Source organism: Halobacillus hunanensis (assembly GCF_900166655.1).
GTDB classification, from domain to species: domain Bacteria; phylum Bacillota; class Bacilli; order Bacillales; family Halobacillaceae; genus Halobacillus_A; species Halobacillus_A hunanensis.
Genome location: NZ_FVZB01000007.1, coordinates 1,065,227 through 1,079,138, shown reverse-complemented (window position 1 = coordinate 1,079,138; position 13,912 = coordinate 1,065,227). Strand labels below are relative to the sequence as shown.

Here is a 13,912-nt window from a genome sequence, read left to right as displayed (position 1 = left end):
AGAAATGAAATATTTAATAATAAATGTTTCATAATTTAAAGGAGTGAGTGGAATGGGGATCCGAGTACAAGGAGTGGATAAAACGTATAAGAGTGGAGAAGTAACCATATCAGCTCTCCGGGACGCTAATTTTACAATTCCTGACCATAAGGTTGTTACAATAATGGGGCCTTCTGGTTCTGGGAAATCGACTTTACTGAACGTAATAGGGGGAATTGATCGGCATCAATCTGGTGAAGTTGAAATAGATGGACGGCAGCTTGAAACTTTAACGAATAAACAGTTAACTGAATTTCGCAGAAAGTATGCAGGGTTTATTTTTCAACAATATAATTTAATCCCAACATTGACCGTTGAAGAAAATGTAGAAGTGGGGAGAGAGTTAAGTGAGCATCCGCTTGGGCTTAAAGAAATGCTGGAAGAGGTGGGAATGTGGGATAAAAAAGATAAGTTTCCTTATCAGCTCAGCGGAGGGGAACAACAGCGAGTAGCCATTGCCCGAGCGTTAATTAAAAACCCTGACTTCTTGTTATGTGATGAACCAACAGGAGCATTGGATGAAGAGACAGGTAAGATGATTCTAAAATTACTTAAAAGAGCCAATGAACAGTTCGGGACGTCTGTATTAATTATTACTCATAACCAAGGGATAGGGGACATGGCTGATATTACAATCAAAATGAAGAGCGGTGAAATCGTAGAGAAGGTAGAAAATGACAGCCCGATTGATCCGGAGAAGGTGACATGGGCATGATTTTACGAAAATCGATTCCACGCAATCTTAAGCAGCGGAAATGGCAGTATAGTGGTGCGATCCTGTTATTGTTTTTATCTGTTATGCTTTATGTTTCGTTGTCGATGGCGATTTCGACATTAGAAAATAGAAATAAGCAGTTTTCTTCTGAACATAACCAGGAGAGCTTTCATTTTGTTCCTGGTGAGTCATTATCATATGATCTGATCGATAAATGGGAAGAAGAATTTGACGTTGCCTTGGAAACAAGACAGTACCATGATTTTAAAGTAGCAGAATCGACGTTGAGACTATTTGAATCGACAGATCAGATTAACATTCCTTATTATTCTAAAGGGGAACGTCCTGATCAACCTGGAGAAATTGCGATCGCAGATGGATATGCTTCCACACATGGAATTGAAATCGGCGATCAAATTAAAATAGGCTCTAAAGAAGCGACAGTTACTGGATACGTTTTTTTACCTGATTACATTTATATGATAAAACAACAAACAGATATCCTAAGTAATCGTAAGCAATTTGGTGTTGGGGTCACGGCTGAGAATGCCTTACAGCACTTTTCTGAAGCATTGCGAACAGAGGTTTTAGGACTAACTGAGGATGGTAAGGTTCCAGAAAACTTTCGTTCTGCCATAACTAATGATGTATCGCTTTTGCAATTTGTTCCCAGCGGTGAAAATGCTCGCATTCAATTTGTAGAGTCTGAAATTGAGGCAGCGCGTGCGACAGTTACCGCACTTCCTTTATTTATTCTTGGATTGTCAATTATTATGATTCTTATATTAATGAAACGTCTTATGGATATGCAACGCAAAGAAATTGGGACTTTGATGGCCTTAGGGTATAGAAGAAAAGTACTCAGTCTTCATTATATAGGTTACGCATTGTTCGTCAGTTTTACAGGCTCAACTCTTGGCCTGTTGGCAGGCGGAGTACTTTCTATCCCTATTACTGACCTTTATGGAACGTATTTTAATTTACCGGCGATCACCTTATTTGACTGGAATTCAATGGTTCTAGTTATCGGGTTTGTCATCCCTGTTCTGTTATTATTACTAGTTACTTTTGCAGTGGTTAACAGAAGTTTGCAAGTTTCGCCTCTTTCATTATTAGATTCAAAGGGAGTTGCCAGTGGTAAAAAATCCTTGTTTGAACAGCTTCCATTTTTTAAGCGTCTGAGGTTTGTGAATAAATTTCGTCTAAGACTTCTGTTTAGAAGGAAAGCAAGAGTGTTTTACATGTTTCTTGGAGTAATGTTTTCAACGATTTTGCTTTTATTTGGTTTTACTATGGCCCAGGCCATGGATGATTTGGTTGATACAACATATAAAAAGATATTGACCTATGACTATGCAGTCTATTATCAATCCATTCGTACAGGAGAGGTAAGTGGCAATCAAAGTCCATTTCTAGTGTCCGAACTTTCTGTGGAGGGAGAAGAGGTTAATCTGACTGGATTTGGAATGGAAGAACAAACCACACATGTTCAATTATTCAATGGTGAGGAGAAGTTGAACAAACAGCTCTCAGAAGGAGTTATCATTAGTGAGCCTGCAGCATCTGTTCTAGATGTCTCGACAGGTGACAGCATTACATTAACGAATCCATTAAATGACCAGGAACTTCAAGTGAGCATTGCAGGGATAACCGATATTTATATTGGCACTAATGTCTACTTATCAAGAGCCGCAATGGCCGAATTTTTAGGATATCCTGAAGACTCCTACTCTGCTGTCTGGCAAAATGAAAAGCCTGTTAATACTCGCCACATTTATAAAATTGAGAACAAACAAAAGGTGACTGATAGTTTTGAAACGATGTCCAAACCTACACGTTACTCCATTTTTATAATGGCGTTTTTCGCTGTTCTAATCGGTGTTATTGTCTTAACTTTATTGACGAATCTTATCGTAGAGGAGAACACTCCTTCGATTTCATTATTTAAAGTGCTCGGCTATTTCGACGATGAGATAGCGAAACTCGTTTTAAATGTGTACACACCACTTGTGGTCATTTTCTATTTCGTTGCTATTCCTATTGGGATAATGGCGATTAGAGGGATGATGGACTCTCTTGTTGAACAAACAGGCTTTTTAATGCCAGTTGATTTGAACTGGGGCATGACTATTCTCGGGTTTGTTATCATGATGGGTACCTATTGGCTGTCGCTCTATTTTTCTAAACGAAAATTAAAAAATGTGTCACTTCAGGAAGCTCTGAAAAAACAGCAAGACTAAAGAAGAGGCTGGGACAAAAGTGTTTTTATCAGATGAAAATCCGAACTAAGTAGAAATTATGATTGGTGCATTTAAACCGCTACGAAAATATACTTCGCTCCAACTGCATGTCGTTCGTCTTTTCACTTAAAATATTTTGTTATGTCCCAGCCTCTTCGTATATCCATGACGATTTGCAAAAAATTGATTTGCCCGCGCAACATAAGGAGTAAACAGATGGATAAGCACACCACTTATAAAGGTAATGATGATTGTACCTACTCCGATAGCTCCGTTAAACATGGCGGCAAGCAAGACGAGAACTATACTGATAACTGCCCGCGATACAGAAACATTCCAGCCAGTTAAATTTCTGACTACTAGCATAGAACGATCAAATGGGTTAGGTGCGAAATCAGCTTGTAAATTGACCGCTATTCCTAGTGCGCTGAAAACGATACCAATACCTAAGCAAATAGACTGAGTTAACAGTGTTTCGGGTACCGCCCATTCATCTATGGCAAACAGCCATCCATCTATCGATACACCTGTAATTAAAGATGTGAGCAAAGCCAAATATTCCGGACGGCGCTTTTCTGCCAGCGCATTGCACAAGATCATGGTGAGACCAACAACGATTTCCCAGCTGCCCACGGTCAGTCCGAACGTTCGAAACAATCCAACGAGAAGGGCATCAAAAGGAGAAGTGCCCAACTTCGATTGGATCGTTAACGCGATACCGAATGTTAATATGATAATTCCTGAAAAGTAAAATATCATCCTGCGTATAGTGTCTTGCATGAAGCTTACCTCCTCCCGAAATCGAAGACCATTATGATCTGCATTCAAACAAAAAACACGACCCCTAAGAAATTCCACTCTCAGGTTCGTCGCATTTTAATTAGTTACTCTAACAATCTCTTGATTAATTATCAATATTGAAGGACTAGATAATCGATTTCAATTCAGTGGTCTGGATACGTTGCTTACTGCTTGTATTGTATCAAATGGCATCAAAGGAAGAGTAGGGTCTAATATCTCGTTACCCGCAAAGAACTCGTTCCCAGCTCGCCTGTATGCCAGCTCGTTCATATCTTCCCTGGTTACTCTGCCATAACTCAGGCTGCCACCCTGAGTTTATCTATTGAGGGTCTCTTAATCAGTCCGCTCAATTGAGTGCTGATACAGGTCAGAGGCAATGGTTGTCCTTGGAAAAATGGCCCTTGCCTCCTGCTCGAGTTGTTTGATAGCTGTCCCGTGGTATCTAGAGGATATATGATTTAAGATCAGTTCTCCAACACCAGCTTTCTTGGCCAGTGTTGCGGCTTGACTGACAGTGGAATGAAAATAATCATAGGCCATTGTTTCTTCTTCGCTTGCAAAGGTGGCCTCATGGACAAGTGTATCAACACCGTGCAATTGTTTACTTAACTCAGGTACGTATCTGGTATCACCTAAGATCGCAATTTTCCTTCCTCGTTTAGGAGGACCAATTACGTCTTCACGTTTAATGATTTGTCCATTTTCTAAAGTTGTAACCTTATTTTCCTTAATCTGCTGGTATACCGGACCTGGCTGGATACCAAGTTTTTTAAGCTTATCAGGCAGCAGTTCGCCGGGCTTATCTTTCTCTTTAATAAGATAGCCATAGCTTTCTAATCCATGGTTAAGCTTTATTGCATGGACGATAAATTTTTCATCTTCAAAAAGGATCCCTTCGGAAACTTCGACTACCTGCAAAGAGTAACGTAAGCGGGTACCGCTGACCTTTAAACTGATATCTATATATTCCTTCAGCCCTTTAGGACCGTAAACGGTAACGGGTGTTTCTCCACCTTGAAATGAACGGCTGCTTAACAACCCCGGAAGTCCATATAAGTGATCGCCATGTAAATGTGTGATAAATATCGTTTCAATTCGACGTGGACGAATTGTTGTATGTAAAATTTGATGTTGGGTTGCTTCCCCGCAATCAAAGACCCATATCGTTCCACGCTCTTCTAGCATTCTTAACACTAATGACGACACATTTCGCTTTTTTGAAGGAACGCCTGAACCTGTTCCAAGAAAAAACAACTCCATATAAAAGACCTCCTTTCCTTCTCATCATACCATCTGATTTTAATGGATACACGTGAATTTTTTATGTAGGAAAAGGACAAGTGAACCGGAATCTCTCGTTTTTTGTTTCACTCTCCAACTGGTCAGCGCCAGAAGTGAAATCGGAAACTTTTAACAAACCATATTAACAAAATACCAAAAGAAGTGCGGGTGCGCTAATAATTTGAATTAAGGATTGGAGGAACCTTAATCGAATTTAGAATTGAAATAAATAACAACACCGATAAACAGGCCCTTCCATTTATCGGTGTTGTGCAGGTTTATATTCTATTCGTTCCGAGTTTGACAGGATAAAACTACTTTTTCGACTCAAATAACTTTCGATATTCCACAGCTTCGTGCGGGACATCAGTAAAAATACCTTCACAACCGAGTTTGAAGCATTTTGTCATCCAGCTTGGACGATTTACTGTGTATACTCGTAAGGGCATACGATGATGATGACATTGTTTCACAAGATTCTTATCAAGCATACGGTATTTTACATGCAGGGAGGAAGCTCCGTGGGTGTGGGCAAATTTTGGGAGGTGCCGTCTTTTAGTTGAGGTTAGAAAAGCTGTTTGTACATTTGGATCAATTGCTGTGACTTTTTCTACACTTGATAAATTGAAGCTTGAAATCACAGTGTGTTCCAGCATCCGATGAAAGCTTAAACGATCATAGACCATTTGTTCAATGTCCTTATATTCAATTACGTTCGTTTTTAACTCAACATTCAACTTCATAGACTGGTTCTTAAACCAGCGCAAAAAGTAATCAAGTGTTACAATGGAACAATCAGAAAATTTAGAAGAGAACCAGCTTCCGGCATCTAATCTCTTTATTTCATCGTATGTATAATCCTGCACGAAGCCTGTACCATTGGTAGTACGGCGTACATTTTCATCATGAATCAATACTGGAATGTTATCTTTTGTCAGCTGAACATCAATCTCAAGTCCATCGGCTCCAGATTCACTAGCTATTTCATAGGCAGGCATTGTATTTTCTGGAGCTAGCTTACTTGCGCCTCTATGAGCATAAATCATGGTTCTGGTCATAGACAGTCACCTCTTCTAGTAGTTACGTTTTGATTGTGGTTTATTCTTTAAGAAAAGTCAATAAAAAAAGGAGTATGAGCATATGAACAAATGGCAGACGAAGCAGCAATTAACCGATCTTCTTTGTTCTCTAGTGGAGTACCCGAGTGTTACAGGGACTAAAGCCGAAATCGCAATCTTTGAATACTTATATTATATTTTAGAAGATCATGATTATTATAAAAACAACCCATCGCATCTTACCCTTCATCCGTTAGATGATGGACGTCAGCTTCTAACAGCATTAGTGAAAAGTGGGGATGCCAAAGAAACGATTGTCCTTCTCTCTCATGCTGATGTAGTATCTGTTCAGGATTATGGTTCATGGGAAAACCTGGCTTTTTACCCGAAGGAACTGACTCAGGAATTTCGGAAAGATCTCGATGAGCTTCCTGAAGATGCTGCTTATGATTTAGAAACTGGTGATTGGTTATTTGGTCGAGGCACAATGGATATGAAGGCGGGGCTTGTCGTTCATTTATCATTACTTGAAAAGGCGATGAATGGTGAATTTGAGGGAAATCTGCTGCTTTTAGCTGTTCCGGATGAAGAAGTGAATTCGAAAGGCATGCTGACAGCTCTTCCTGTACTCGAAAAAATCAAACAGGAAGAGGGTTTGGAATATAAGGCAACTATTAACGGTGAACCTATGTTTAGTAAATATCCGGGTGATCCATCGTATTACCTTTACACTGGCTCTATAGGGAAAGTGCTTCCTGGTTTTTTATGTTATGGAAAAGAAACTCATGCCGGAGAGCCATTCGGAGGTCTGAATGCTAATCTGATGATTAGTTATTTGGCAAAAGAATTAGAATTAAACGAGATGTTTATAGAGGAAGTGAATGGGGAGAGGACGCCGCCTCCTATCAGTTTAATGCAACGGGATCTCAAAGAAGAATATTCTGTTCAGACCCCTCAAGCTGCTGTGACGATGTATAACGTTCTTTATATGAAGCAAACCATCAGCGAGCTGAATGATAAATTGCTTCAGGCTGCGGAAAGGGCTAAGAAAAATATTATTTCACATTATGCTAGACAGGCCTCTTATTACTTGCAGACGTCACAGACGTCCTCGTTTGATCCGTCGATTCATATTTTCACTTACGATCAATTGTATAACGAGGCTGTTCAGCGTCATGGAAAATCTGAGGTGGAGCGGCGGCAAAATTTATTGATCAAACAGCGTGATAAAGGGGATCGTGACTTTTCTACGTTACTTGTCCAGCAATTAGCCTCTTTGTGTAAAGACATTACTCCCATGATTGTCCTGTTTTACAGTCCGCCTTTTTATCCGGCAGTCTCCTCCAGTGAGGATCCGTTTATTCAAAGGGCTGCTAAACAGGCGATCTCATTTGCTGAAAAAGAGTTTGGTGTAGTTGTGTCTGAGCAGGAGTATTTTCCCGGCTTGTCTGACTTAAGTTTCATCGGACCGGCTTCCCGGCAATCTCCTTTAGAAGAACTGCTGAGACAGATGCCGATCCAAGGGAAGGGATTTAACCTGCCAGCGAACGTCATGGAATCGTTGACGATGCCTATTATTAACATTGGTCCATTGGGCAAGGATGCACATCAATGGACAGAACGATTACAACTTCCTTATAGTTTTGAGCAACTTCCCCAAATAGTAACGGAAACCATTCACTACTTTTTTCGGTCTTAGAATCCACAGAAATGTATGAGAAGTGCATTCTGGTGAATGTACTTTTAAATCATGCTACAATTAAAGAGTAAATGAATAGTGATTCATTATGTGGAGGATGATTTATGAAAACCCTGAAAGATACAATACACAAACTTACATTGCCGACGCCATACGCAGTCGGCGATGTTCATACTTATTTGATAGCAGGCGACCTGCTCTCTCTTGTGGATGCAGGAGTGAAAACGGATGAGGCCTGGCAGGCTTTACAGACACAATTAAAGCAATTAGGCTTTAGTCCAAAGGATATTGAACAAGTTATACTGACCCATCATCATCCTGATCACATGGGGCTCATTGAGTATCTACCTCGAGTTCAAAACGTGGCTGCTCATGCTAAAGTTCGGCCGTGGCTGGAGAGAGAGGAACAATTCTTCATCAGGTATGAAAAGTTCTTTGAAAAAATGTATGTGGAATCCGGTGTTCCATCACAGTATTTCAGTTTCCTGAAGGGGTTACGCAAGCCTTTGAAGCTAAGTTCGAAAGGGATCTTGACACAAGAATTGCTCGAAGGAGACCAATTGCCAGGACATGAGGATTGGCAGGTGATTGAAACTCCCGGTCATGCTCAATCACATTTGTCATTCGTAAGAGAAACGGATGGTGCTTTACTGGGAGGAGATCATTTACTTGCACATATTTCATCCAATCCATTGCTTGAGCCTTCTTACATAGAAGGGGAAGAACGCCCCAGACCTTTATTACAATACAGGGAGTCTATGGAAAAGATAGCCGATTATCATGTTCATACCGTTTATCCAGGGCACGGTAAGACTTTTGATCAGGTTATGGACCTTGTCCATAGGCGTTTAAGCAGACAGGTTGAACGTGCTTATAAAGTGCTTGGAATGGTTCAATCAAGGCCTTTATGTGCCTATGAAGTTTGTGAAAAACTGTTTCCGAAACAGATAGAAAGTCAATTCGGATTGACCATGTCAGAAACGATTGGCCAGCTAGATTATTTAGAACACCAGCAACTCGTTCAAACGACTATTGAAGATAGACAAAAAATATATTATGTAAACAGGTGATTGTATGGAAAGACAATTAGCAGGGAGAAAAATTCTAATAACCGGAGCTTCTGGCGGAATCGGAATGTATTTAGCTATCCACGTTGCAAGGAGAGGAGGTACTCCAATCCTTGCTGCACGATCAGTAGATCGCCTGCGAATTATTTCACATCATGTTCAACAGGCGTTTGAGGTGCCATGCTATTGGTATGAGGCGGACTTATCGAATGATGCTGACTGGAAAGACGTCATCGATAGGATTTGTTTTGAGCACGGACCGATAGATGCCCTTATAAATAATGCTGGAATGGCTGTTTTTGATTATGTTTCTGAAGCGAAATGGCAGGATATTGATCGAATGCTCGCTGTAAATGTAAAGTCACTCATTAGAACTACCCACCAGCTTTTACCGAGGTTTTTAAGTCGAAAGCAAGGACACATTATAAATATTGCTTCTCAGGCAGGTAAAATAGCTACTCCCAAATCATCTGTTTATTCAGCGTCAAAGCATGCGGTCATTGGATTTACAAATGCACTTCGGATGGAAGTTGAAAAAGACGGTGTTTATGTGACTTCAGTAAACCTCGGACCTGTACGAACTAATTTCTTTAAGTCGGCTGACCCTTCAGGAGGTTATGAGAAAGCCGTTGAGAACATGATGCTGGATCCTAATAAGGTAGGCCTTACTGTTGTAAAACAGTTATTTACTCCGCGTAGAGAAATCAATTTGCCCGCCTGGATGGATTCAGGCAGTAAAGCTTATCAATTAGCACCAGGGCTGGTCGAACATGCTCTTAAACGGCAATTTAGTAAAAAATAAATCAGCTCTTCTTTGGCTGACTCCCCTTATAGTGATTGTATGAACTCCCTTCAGTTCATAAAAAAAGTGGTATTAAAGGCAAATCCATTGCAAAACCCAAGACGTTTTTCTTACGATAAAGACAAGTGGGAGGAATAGAAGATGAAGTTAACCATAACAAATGCCGCAAATCAACAGCTTGACCAGTTACAAGAGGGAAAACATTCATTTCTGCGATTATTTTATGATACAGACGGATTAGGCTGCGGAGCAAATGGGCAGCCAACGGTCAGGTTAACGGATACTATGTATGAGGATACCGATAAAACAATTGAGAATGAAAACTTTAAGGTGATCATTGACCGGCAGCAGGCTACGTTTTTTAAAGCTGATATGAAATTGGATTTCACGAGTAAGGGGTTCTTTCGTTTAAGCAGCCCGGAAGGCATTCTAAATCCAATTATCCCTACTGGTACAATCAAAAATGAGGTGCCGCTATGAGTAATAAAAAAAAGCAGCAAGATTCAGTTAGTGAGCATCTTAATCAGGATGTTCTTGATAAGCTTCGAGCCAAAAAGTCTGAGCTCAAACATGTAGAAGAAGAAAAGCTGGAACAAGAGCAGCTGCGGAGAGCGGAGGAAAGAAAAAGAAAAGAAGAAAACAAAAGTTTCGAACAACTGCTAAATGAAAGTGAACTTGATTGGAAATCGTTTAAGAAATAAACGCCCATCCTTATAAGGTGGGCGTTTTTTCGTTAACCTGGAAAGGTTTACCGATGCTTCTGGTAAGTAATGGGCTTTGTCAACGCCTGTATGTCTTCATACAAGTGTTTCGTAAGCGGTAATGACTCAAGGTAACTTAGGTTCTCGTTCAACTGTTCTATGGAACTTGCACCAAATACAGTTGTAGCTACAGCGGGGTGGTGTAAAATGTAACCAAGGGCGAGAGCGGATGCTGAACGTTTGTCATTCGCCAACTGTTGCCATTTCTCTGAAATGGTGAGTACTTCATCATAACTGTAATCCAGAAATCCGTCTTTAGCTTTCATTCGGGCTACTTCTTTTCCTTCAGAGGAGAGCATACCTTTTGCAAGTGGCCCCCGTGCTAAAACACTGATCTGATTATCTTTCAAGAGATCAAGAATCCCTTCTTCAGGCCTTCTGTCTAATGCATTATATTGCATCATCACGCTGACTATATTTGATTTTTCCACATACTCCCGGATTACATTCGGTCGAATAGAAGAAATACCGTATTCACGAATCAACCCTTCTTGTTTTAACTCTTCAAACGCTTCAATCGTTTCATTAATTGGGTCATCAATAGTGCCTCCGTGCAGCTGGTATAGATCAATATAATCTGTTTTCAAACGCTGCAGGCTGTCTTTGACGGCCGTTTTGATATGAGACTTAGACGGATCCCATGACCATCCTTCTTCTCCTTGCTTGAAATGGTTGCCTGCTTTTGTGCCAAGCAGTAGATCCTCTCTGCGGCCTTGAATGGCCTCACCTATTATTTCTTCATTCATACCGAAATCATAAAGGTCGGCTGTATCTAAGTAGTTAATCCCAGCATCTAAAGCCTTGTCTATAATGGATTTAGCGTGGTGTTTATCCTGTCCAAGTGACATACAGCCTAAGCTGATTTCCGAAACATATAAATTGGAAGTTCCTAGTTGACGTTTATTCATATTATCTCCCTTTCAATTAATGTAGATGATATAGTTTTGCAGAGTATATTTCCCTCTATGTTAAACTAACATAAAGATAGAAGAGAGGATGACCAAGATTTTGAATAAATTTGAAGAAAAAACAACTCACACAGAAATTATATATAAAGGTAAGATCGTACAATTACAAGTTGATAGTGTTACTTTACCCGATGGACAAACATCCAAACGGGAATTAATTAAACATCCAGGGGCTGTAGCCATTATAGCCTTAACGGAAGAAGGTAAAATTGTATTTGTAGAACAATATCGTAAAGCGCTTGAAAAGAGCATTTTCGAAATCCCAGCAGGAAAGCTTGAGAGCGGAGAAAAGCCGGAAGTGACCGCGTTACGTGAACTAGAGGAAGAAACAGGTTACTCTACAGATCAATTGGAATTAATCACTTCCTTTTATACGTCCCCAGGGTTTGCTGATGAGCTTGTACACCTCTATTATACAGACCAACTGAAGCCGCTAAAAGAAATGGCAGATTTAGATGATGATGAGTTTGTTGAAATGAGGGAGTTGACGTTAGCAGAAGCGGAACAGCTTGCCAATGAGCAGCGAATTCACGATGCCAAGACAGCTTATGCATTACTCTATTTAAAACTGAAAGGAACAGCTATATGAACTTACAAGAATGTTTCGTCGATCTTCATGTTCATGTAGGATGTGATTGGCATGGAAATCCTGTGAAAATTACCGGATCAAAGTCATTGACAATCACAGCTATTCTTGAGGAAGCCAGTAGGAGAAAAGGGCTTGATATTGTGGGGGTAATTGATGCTCATGTTCCAGCTGTGCAGGAGGAACTTGTTTACCTGATAAAGGAAGGCGGTGCTGAAGAACTTAAAGATGGCGGGATTCGTTTTGAAGAAACAGTGCTAATTCTCGGCTCTGAAATTGAAATTTATGATGCGGCCTGCAATGGGCCGATTCACGTGCTTTGTTATTTTCCATCCCTTGAGAAAATGAAGGCCTTCACGGATTGGATATCTTATAAGATGACCAATATCAACTTAAGTTCACAGCGATTCTACGGAACAGGAAGAGAACTGCAAGAATATGTTCATTCTCATGGAGGATGGTTCATTCCAGCCCATGTATTTACCCCATTTAAGAGTATGTATGGCAAAGGAGTAAAGAATAGTCTAAAAGAAGTATTTCACCCTGACCTTATAGATGGAATTGAACTGGGACTCAGTTCTGATTCCGACATGGCTGATCAAATTGAAGAACTTCATGAGTATCCCTTTGTTACAAATTCAGATGCTCATTCAGCGATCAGACTGGCAAGAGAATATCAGCTTGTCGAGGTGAAAGAACCTACTTTTTTAGAATTTGGCAAAGCCCTTAGACAGTCAGATGACAGAGGCATTAGAAAAAACTTCGGCATGAATCCAAAATTGGGCAAATATCACAGAACAGTTTGTGCCGCTTGCTTCCATCCTGGTTCTCCTGATGACAGGTCTTGTGAAGCGTGTGGATCAAGAAAGATGGTGAAAGGTGTAGCAGATCGAATTGAAGAATTGAGTACCAACGATACTGCTCTCCCGGCCCGCCCTGACTATATCTATCAAGTTCCTTTGGACTATCTACCGGGAGTCGGGAAGAAGACGTATGAAAAAATATTGGATGCCTTTGGGACAGAAATGTCTATCATTCATGAAGCAAGCTTTGAAGAAATGATAGAGATTGTACCTAAGGACGTAGCAGCTTCCATTCTCGCCATGAGAGCAGGTGATTTGACTATTGCGGAAGGAGGAGGAGGGGTGTACGGAAAAGTACAGCCAAAACTCTCGTAAACCTGGTCTATTTTCCATTCTTTCATCATAGATTAATCATAGATCGTTTATGAGAAAGGATGAGAATCCATGCGACAGGGCGCAAAAATGGTAAGAAAAGATGTTAATAATCATATGAGCATATTCGTGTTTATTTTCGTTCTATTTATCATGGGTATGATTTTTGGGGCTGTGATTGTCAACAGTATGAATTTCGTTCAAAAACAGGATTTGTTTTTTTATTTAAAGCAATTCTTTGAACAAATGATAGGGGCAGAAGGCCAGTCCAAATCGACACTTTTAAGGGACAGTATCCTCTATCATATTAAATATATGCTGTTACTTTTTTTGTTGGGGATTTCGATCGTAGGCATGCCGATTATTACAGTTCTTTTGTTTATCAAAGGCCTTGTCGTTGGATTCTCTGTAGGATTTCTCGTCAATCAAATGGGCTGGTATGGGTTGCTGCTCTCTTCGGCTTCCATTGCCCCGCAAAATTTATTGATTATTCCTGTCTATTTAGTCGCAGGGGCGCTGGCGCTGATTTTCTCACTAACCTTGTGCAAACAACTGTTTATTCGCCGGGTTCATCAACCGATTATCCAGGCTTTTGCTCGCTACAGTGCCATGTTTGGCGTGCTTTTAGTAATCTTAATGGGAGCTTCGGTTGTAGAGGTATTTATTGCGAACCCCATTCTTGAAGTAGTGGTAAAATGGATATACAACTAATAAATAGTT

At 40.3% G+C, this 13,912-nt stretch carries 14 protein-coding genes; 10 read left to right on the top strand and 4 right to left on the bottom strand.

What is annotated here, in order from left to right:
* Nucleotides 1–52 precede the first annotated feature (52 nt).
* Nucleotides 53–754: an ABC transporter ATP-binding protein gene (locus tag B5354_RS18185; protein WP_079530207.1), complete on the top strand. Its 702-nt coding sequence runs from the start codon at nucleotides 53–55 to the stop codon at nucleotides 752–754.
* Complete coding sequence (locus tag B5354_RS18180; RefSeq protein WP_176142534.1) at nucleotides 751–2,994, top strand: ABC transporter permease; 2,244 nt, start codon at nucleotides 751–753, stop codon at nucleotides 2,992–2,994. The genes B5354_RS18185 and B5354_RS18180 overlap by 4 nt, the downstream gene beginning before the upstream one ends.
* Before the next feature lie 126 nt (nucleotides 2,995–3,120).
* Here B5354_RS18180 and B5354_RS18175 read toward each other — a convergent pair whose 3' ends face one another.
* The 3 genes from B5354_RS18175 to B5354_RS18165 all read right to left on the bottom strand — a co-directional run bounded on the left by B5354_RS18175 (nucleotide 3,121) and on the right by B5354_RS18165 (nucleotide 6,134).
* A complete protein-coding gene (locus B5354_RS18175; RefSeq protein WP_079530205.1) occupies nucleotides 3,121–3,774 on the bottom strand; it encodes a YczE/YyaS/YitT family protein in 654 nt (217 codons plus the stop codon).
* 354 nt (nucleotides 3,775–4,128) lie between these two features.
* A complete protein-coding gene (gene rnz, locus B5354_RS18170; RefSeq protein ID WP_079530204.1) occupies nucleotides 4,129–5,055 on the bottom strand; it encodes a ribonuclease Z in 927 nt (308 codons plus the stop codon).
* Between the two features lie 335 nt (nucleotides 5,056–5,390).
* Nucleotides 5,391–6,134 carry a glycerophosphodiester phosphodiesterase gene (locus B5354_RS18165; protein WP_079530203.1) on the bottom strand — a complete coding sequence of 248 codons (744 nt, stop codon included), beginning with the start codon at nucleotides 6,132–6,134 and terminating at the stop codon, nucleotides 5,391–5,393.
* A gap of 82 nt (nucleotides 6,135–6,216) precedes the next feature.
* On the opposite strand from B5354_RS18165, the gene B5354_RS18160 reads away from it, so the two are divergent.
* From B5354_RS18160 to B5354_RS18140, 5 genes are all read left to right on the top strand, one after another.
* A complete protein-coding gene (locus B5354_RS18160; RefSeq protein ID WP_079530202.1) occupies nucleotides 6,217–7,833 on the top strand; it encodes a M20/M25/M40 family metallo-hydrolase in 1,617 nt (538 codons plus the stop codon).
* A gap of 104 nt (nucleotides 7,834–7,937) precedes the next feature.
* On the top strand, nucleotides 7,938–8,903 hold the full coding sequence (locus B5354_RS18155; protein WP_079530201.1) for an MBL fold metallo-hydrolase: 966 nt from the start codon (nucleotides 7,938–7,940) through the stop codon (nucleotides 8,901–8,903).
* 4 nt (nucleotides 8,904–8,907) lie between these two features.
* Nucleotides 8,908–9,702, top strand: coding sequence for an SDR family NAD(P)-dependent oxidoreductase (locus tag B5354_RS18150; protein ID WP_079530200.1), 795 nt, complete (start codon nucleotides 8,908–8,910; stop codon nucleotides 9,700–9,702).
* Between the two features lie 141 nt (nucleotides 9,703–9,843).
* Nucleotides 9,844–10,182: an iron-sulfur cluster biosynthesis family protein gene (locus tag B5354_RS18145; protein WP_079530199.1), complete on the top strand. Its 339-nt coding sequence runs from the start codon at nucleotides 9,844–9,846 to the stop codon at nucleotides 10,180–10,182.
* Nucleotides 10,179–10,403, top strand: a complete 225-nt coding sequence (locus tag B5354_RS18140; protein WP_079530198.1) for a YqkE family protein — start codon at nucleotides 10,179–10,181, stop codon at nucleotides 10,401–10,403. Before B5354_RS18145 ends, B5354_RS18140 begins: the two co-directional genes overlap by 4 nt.
* A gap of 47 nt (nucleotides 10,404–10,450) precedes the next feature.
* Here the strand turns inward: B5354_RS18140 and B5354_RS18135 are convergent, their stop codons facing one another.
* A complete protein-coding gene (locus B5354_RS18135) occupies nucleotides 10,451–11,371 on the bottom strand; it encodes an aldo/keto reductase (RefSeq protein WP_079530197.1) in 921 nt (306 codons plus the stop codon).
* Between the two features lie 100 nt (nucleotides 11,372–11,471).
* Here B5354_RS18135 and B5354_RS18130 point away from each other — a divergent pair, with 100 nt between their 5' ends.
* The 3 genes from B5354_RS18130 to spoIIM all read left to right on the top strand — a co-directional run bounded on the left by B5354_RS18130 (nucleotide 11,472) and on the right by spoIIM (nucleotide 13,903).
* The gene (locus tag B5354_RS18130) at nucleotides 11,472–12,020 is read left to right on the top strand and encodes an NUDIX hydrolase (RefSeq protein ID WP_217700255.1); all 549 of its coding nucleotides are present in this window, start codon (nucleotides 11,472–11,474) and stop codon (nucleotides 12,018–12,020) included.
* Nucleotides 12,017–13,195: an endonuclease Q family protein gene (locus B5354_RS18125; RefSeq protein WP_079530195.1), complete on the top strand. Its 1,179-nt coding sequence runs from the start codon at nucleotides 12,017–12,019 to the stop codon at nucleotides 13,193–13,195. Before B5354_RS18130 ends, B5354_RS18125 begins: the two co-directional genes overlap by 4 nt.
* Before the next feature lie 69 nt (nucleotides 13,196–13,264).
* Entirely contained in the window at nucleotides 13,265–13,903 is a 639-nt protein-coding gene (gene spoIIM, locus B5354_RS18120; protein WP_079530194.1) for a stage II sporulation protein M, read from the top strand.
* Nucleotides 13,904–13,912: the final 9 nt, after the last annotated feature.

Excerpts from the sequence above, each read along its gene's own strand:
- B5354_RS18180 (WP_176142534.1), top strand. The coding sequence starts at position 751 with ATGATTTTACGAAAATCGATTCCACGCAATCTTAAGCAGCGGAAATGG.
- B5354_RS18175 (WP_079530205.1), bottom strand. The coding sequence starts at position 3,774 with ATGCAAGACACTATACGCAGGATGATATTTTACTTTTCAGGAATTATC.
- B5354_RS18135 (WP_079530197.1), bottom strand. The coding sequence starts at position 11,371 with ATGAATAAACGTCAACTAGGAACTTCCAATTTATATGTTTCGGAAATC.
- B5354_RS18140 (WP_079530198.1), top strand. The coding sequence starts at position 10,179 with ATGAGTAATAAAAAAAAGCAGCAAGATTCAGTTAGTGAGCATCTTAAT.
- B5354_RS18145 (WP_079530199.1), top strand. The coding sequence starts at position 9,844 with ATGAAGTTAACCATAACAAATGCCGCAAATCAACAGCTTGACCAGTTA.
- B5354_RS18150 (WP_079530200.1), top strand. The coding sequence starts at position 8,908 with ATGGAAAGACAATTAGCAGGGAGAAAAATTCTAATAACCGGAGCTTCT.
- B5354_RS18160 (WP_079530202.1), top strand. The coding sequence starts at position 6,217 with ATGAACAAATGGCAGACGAAGCAGCAATTAACCGATCTTCTTTGTTCT.
- B5354_RS18165 (WP_079530203.1), bottom strand. The coding sequence starts at position 6,134 with ATGACCAGAACCATGATTTATGCTCATAGAGGCGCAAGTAAGCTAGCT.
- B5354_RS18185 (WP_079530207.1), top strand. The coding sequence starts at position 53 with ATGGGGATCCGAGTACAAGGAGTGGATAAAACGTATAAGAGTGGAGAA.
- spoIIM (WP_079530194.1), top strand. The coding sequence starts at position 13,265 with ATGCGACAGGGCGCAAAAATGGTAAGAAAAGATGTTAATAATCATATG.
- rnz (WP_079530204.1), bottom strand. The coding sequence starts at position 5,055 with ATGGAGTTGTTTTTTCTTGGAACAGGTTCAGGCGTTCCTTCAAAAAAG.
- B5354_RS18125 (WP_079530195.1), top strand. The coding sequence starts at position 12,017 with ATGAACTTACAAGAATGTTTCGTCGATCTTCATGTTCATGTAGGATGT.
- B5354_RS18155 (WP_079530201.1), top strand. The coding sequence starts at position 7,938 with ATGAAAACCCTGAAAGATACAATACACAAACTTACATTGCCGACGCCA.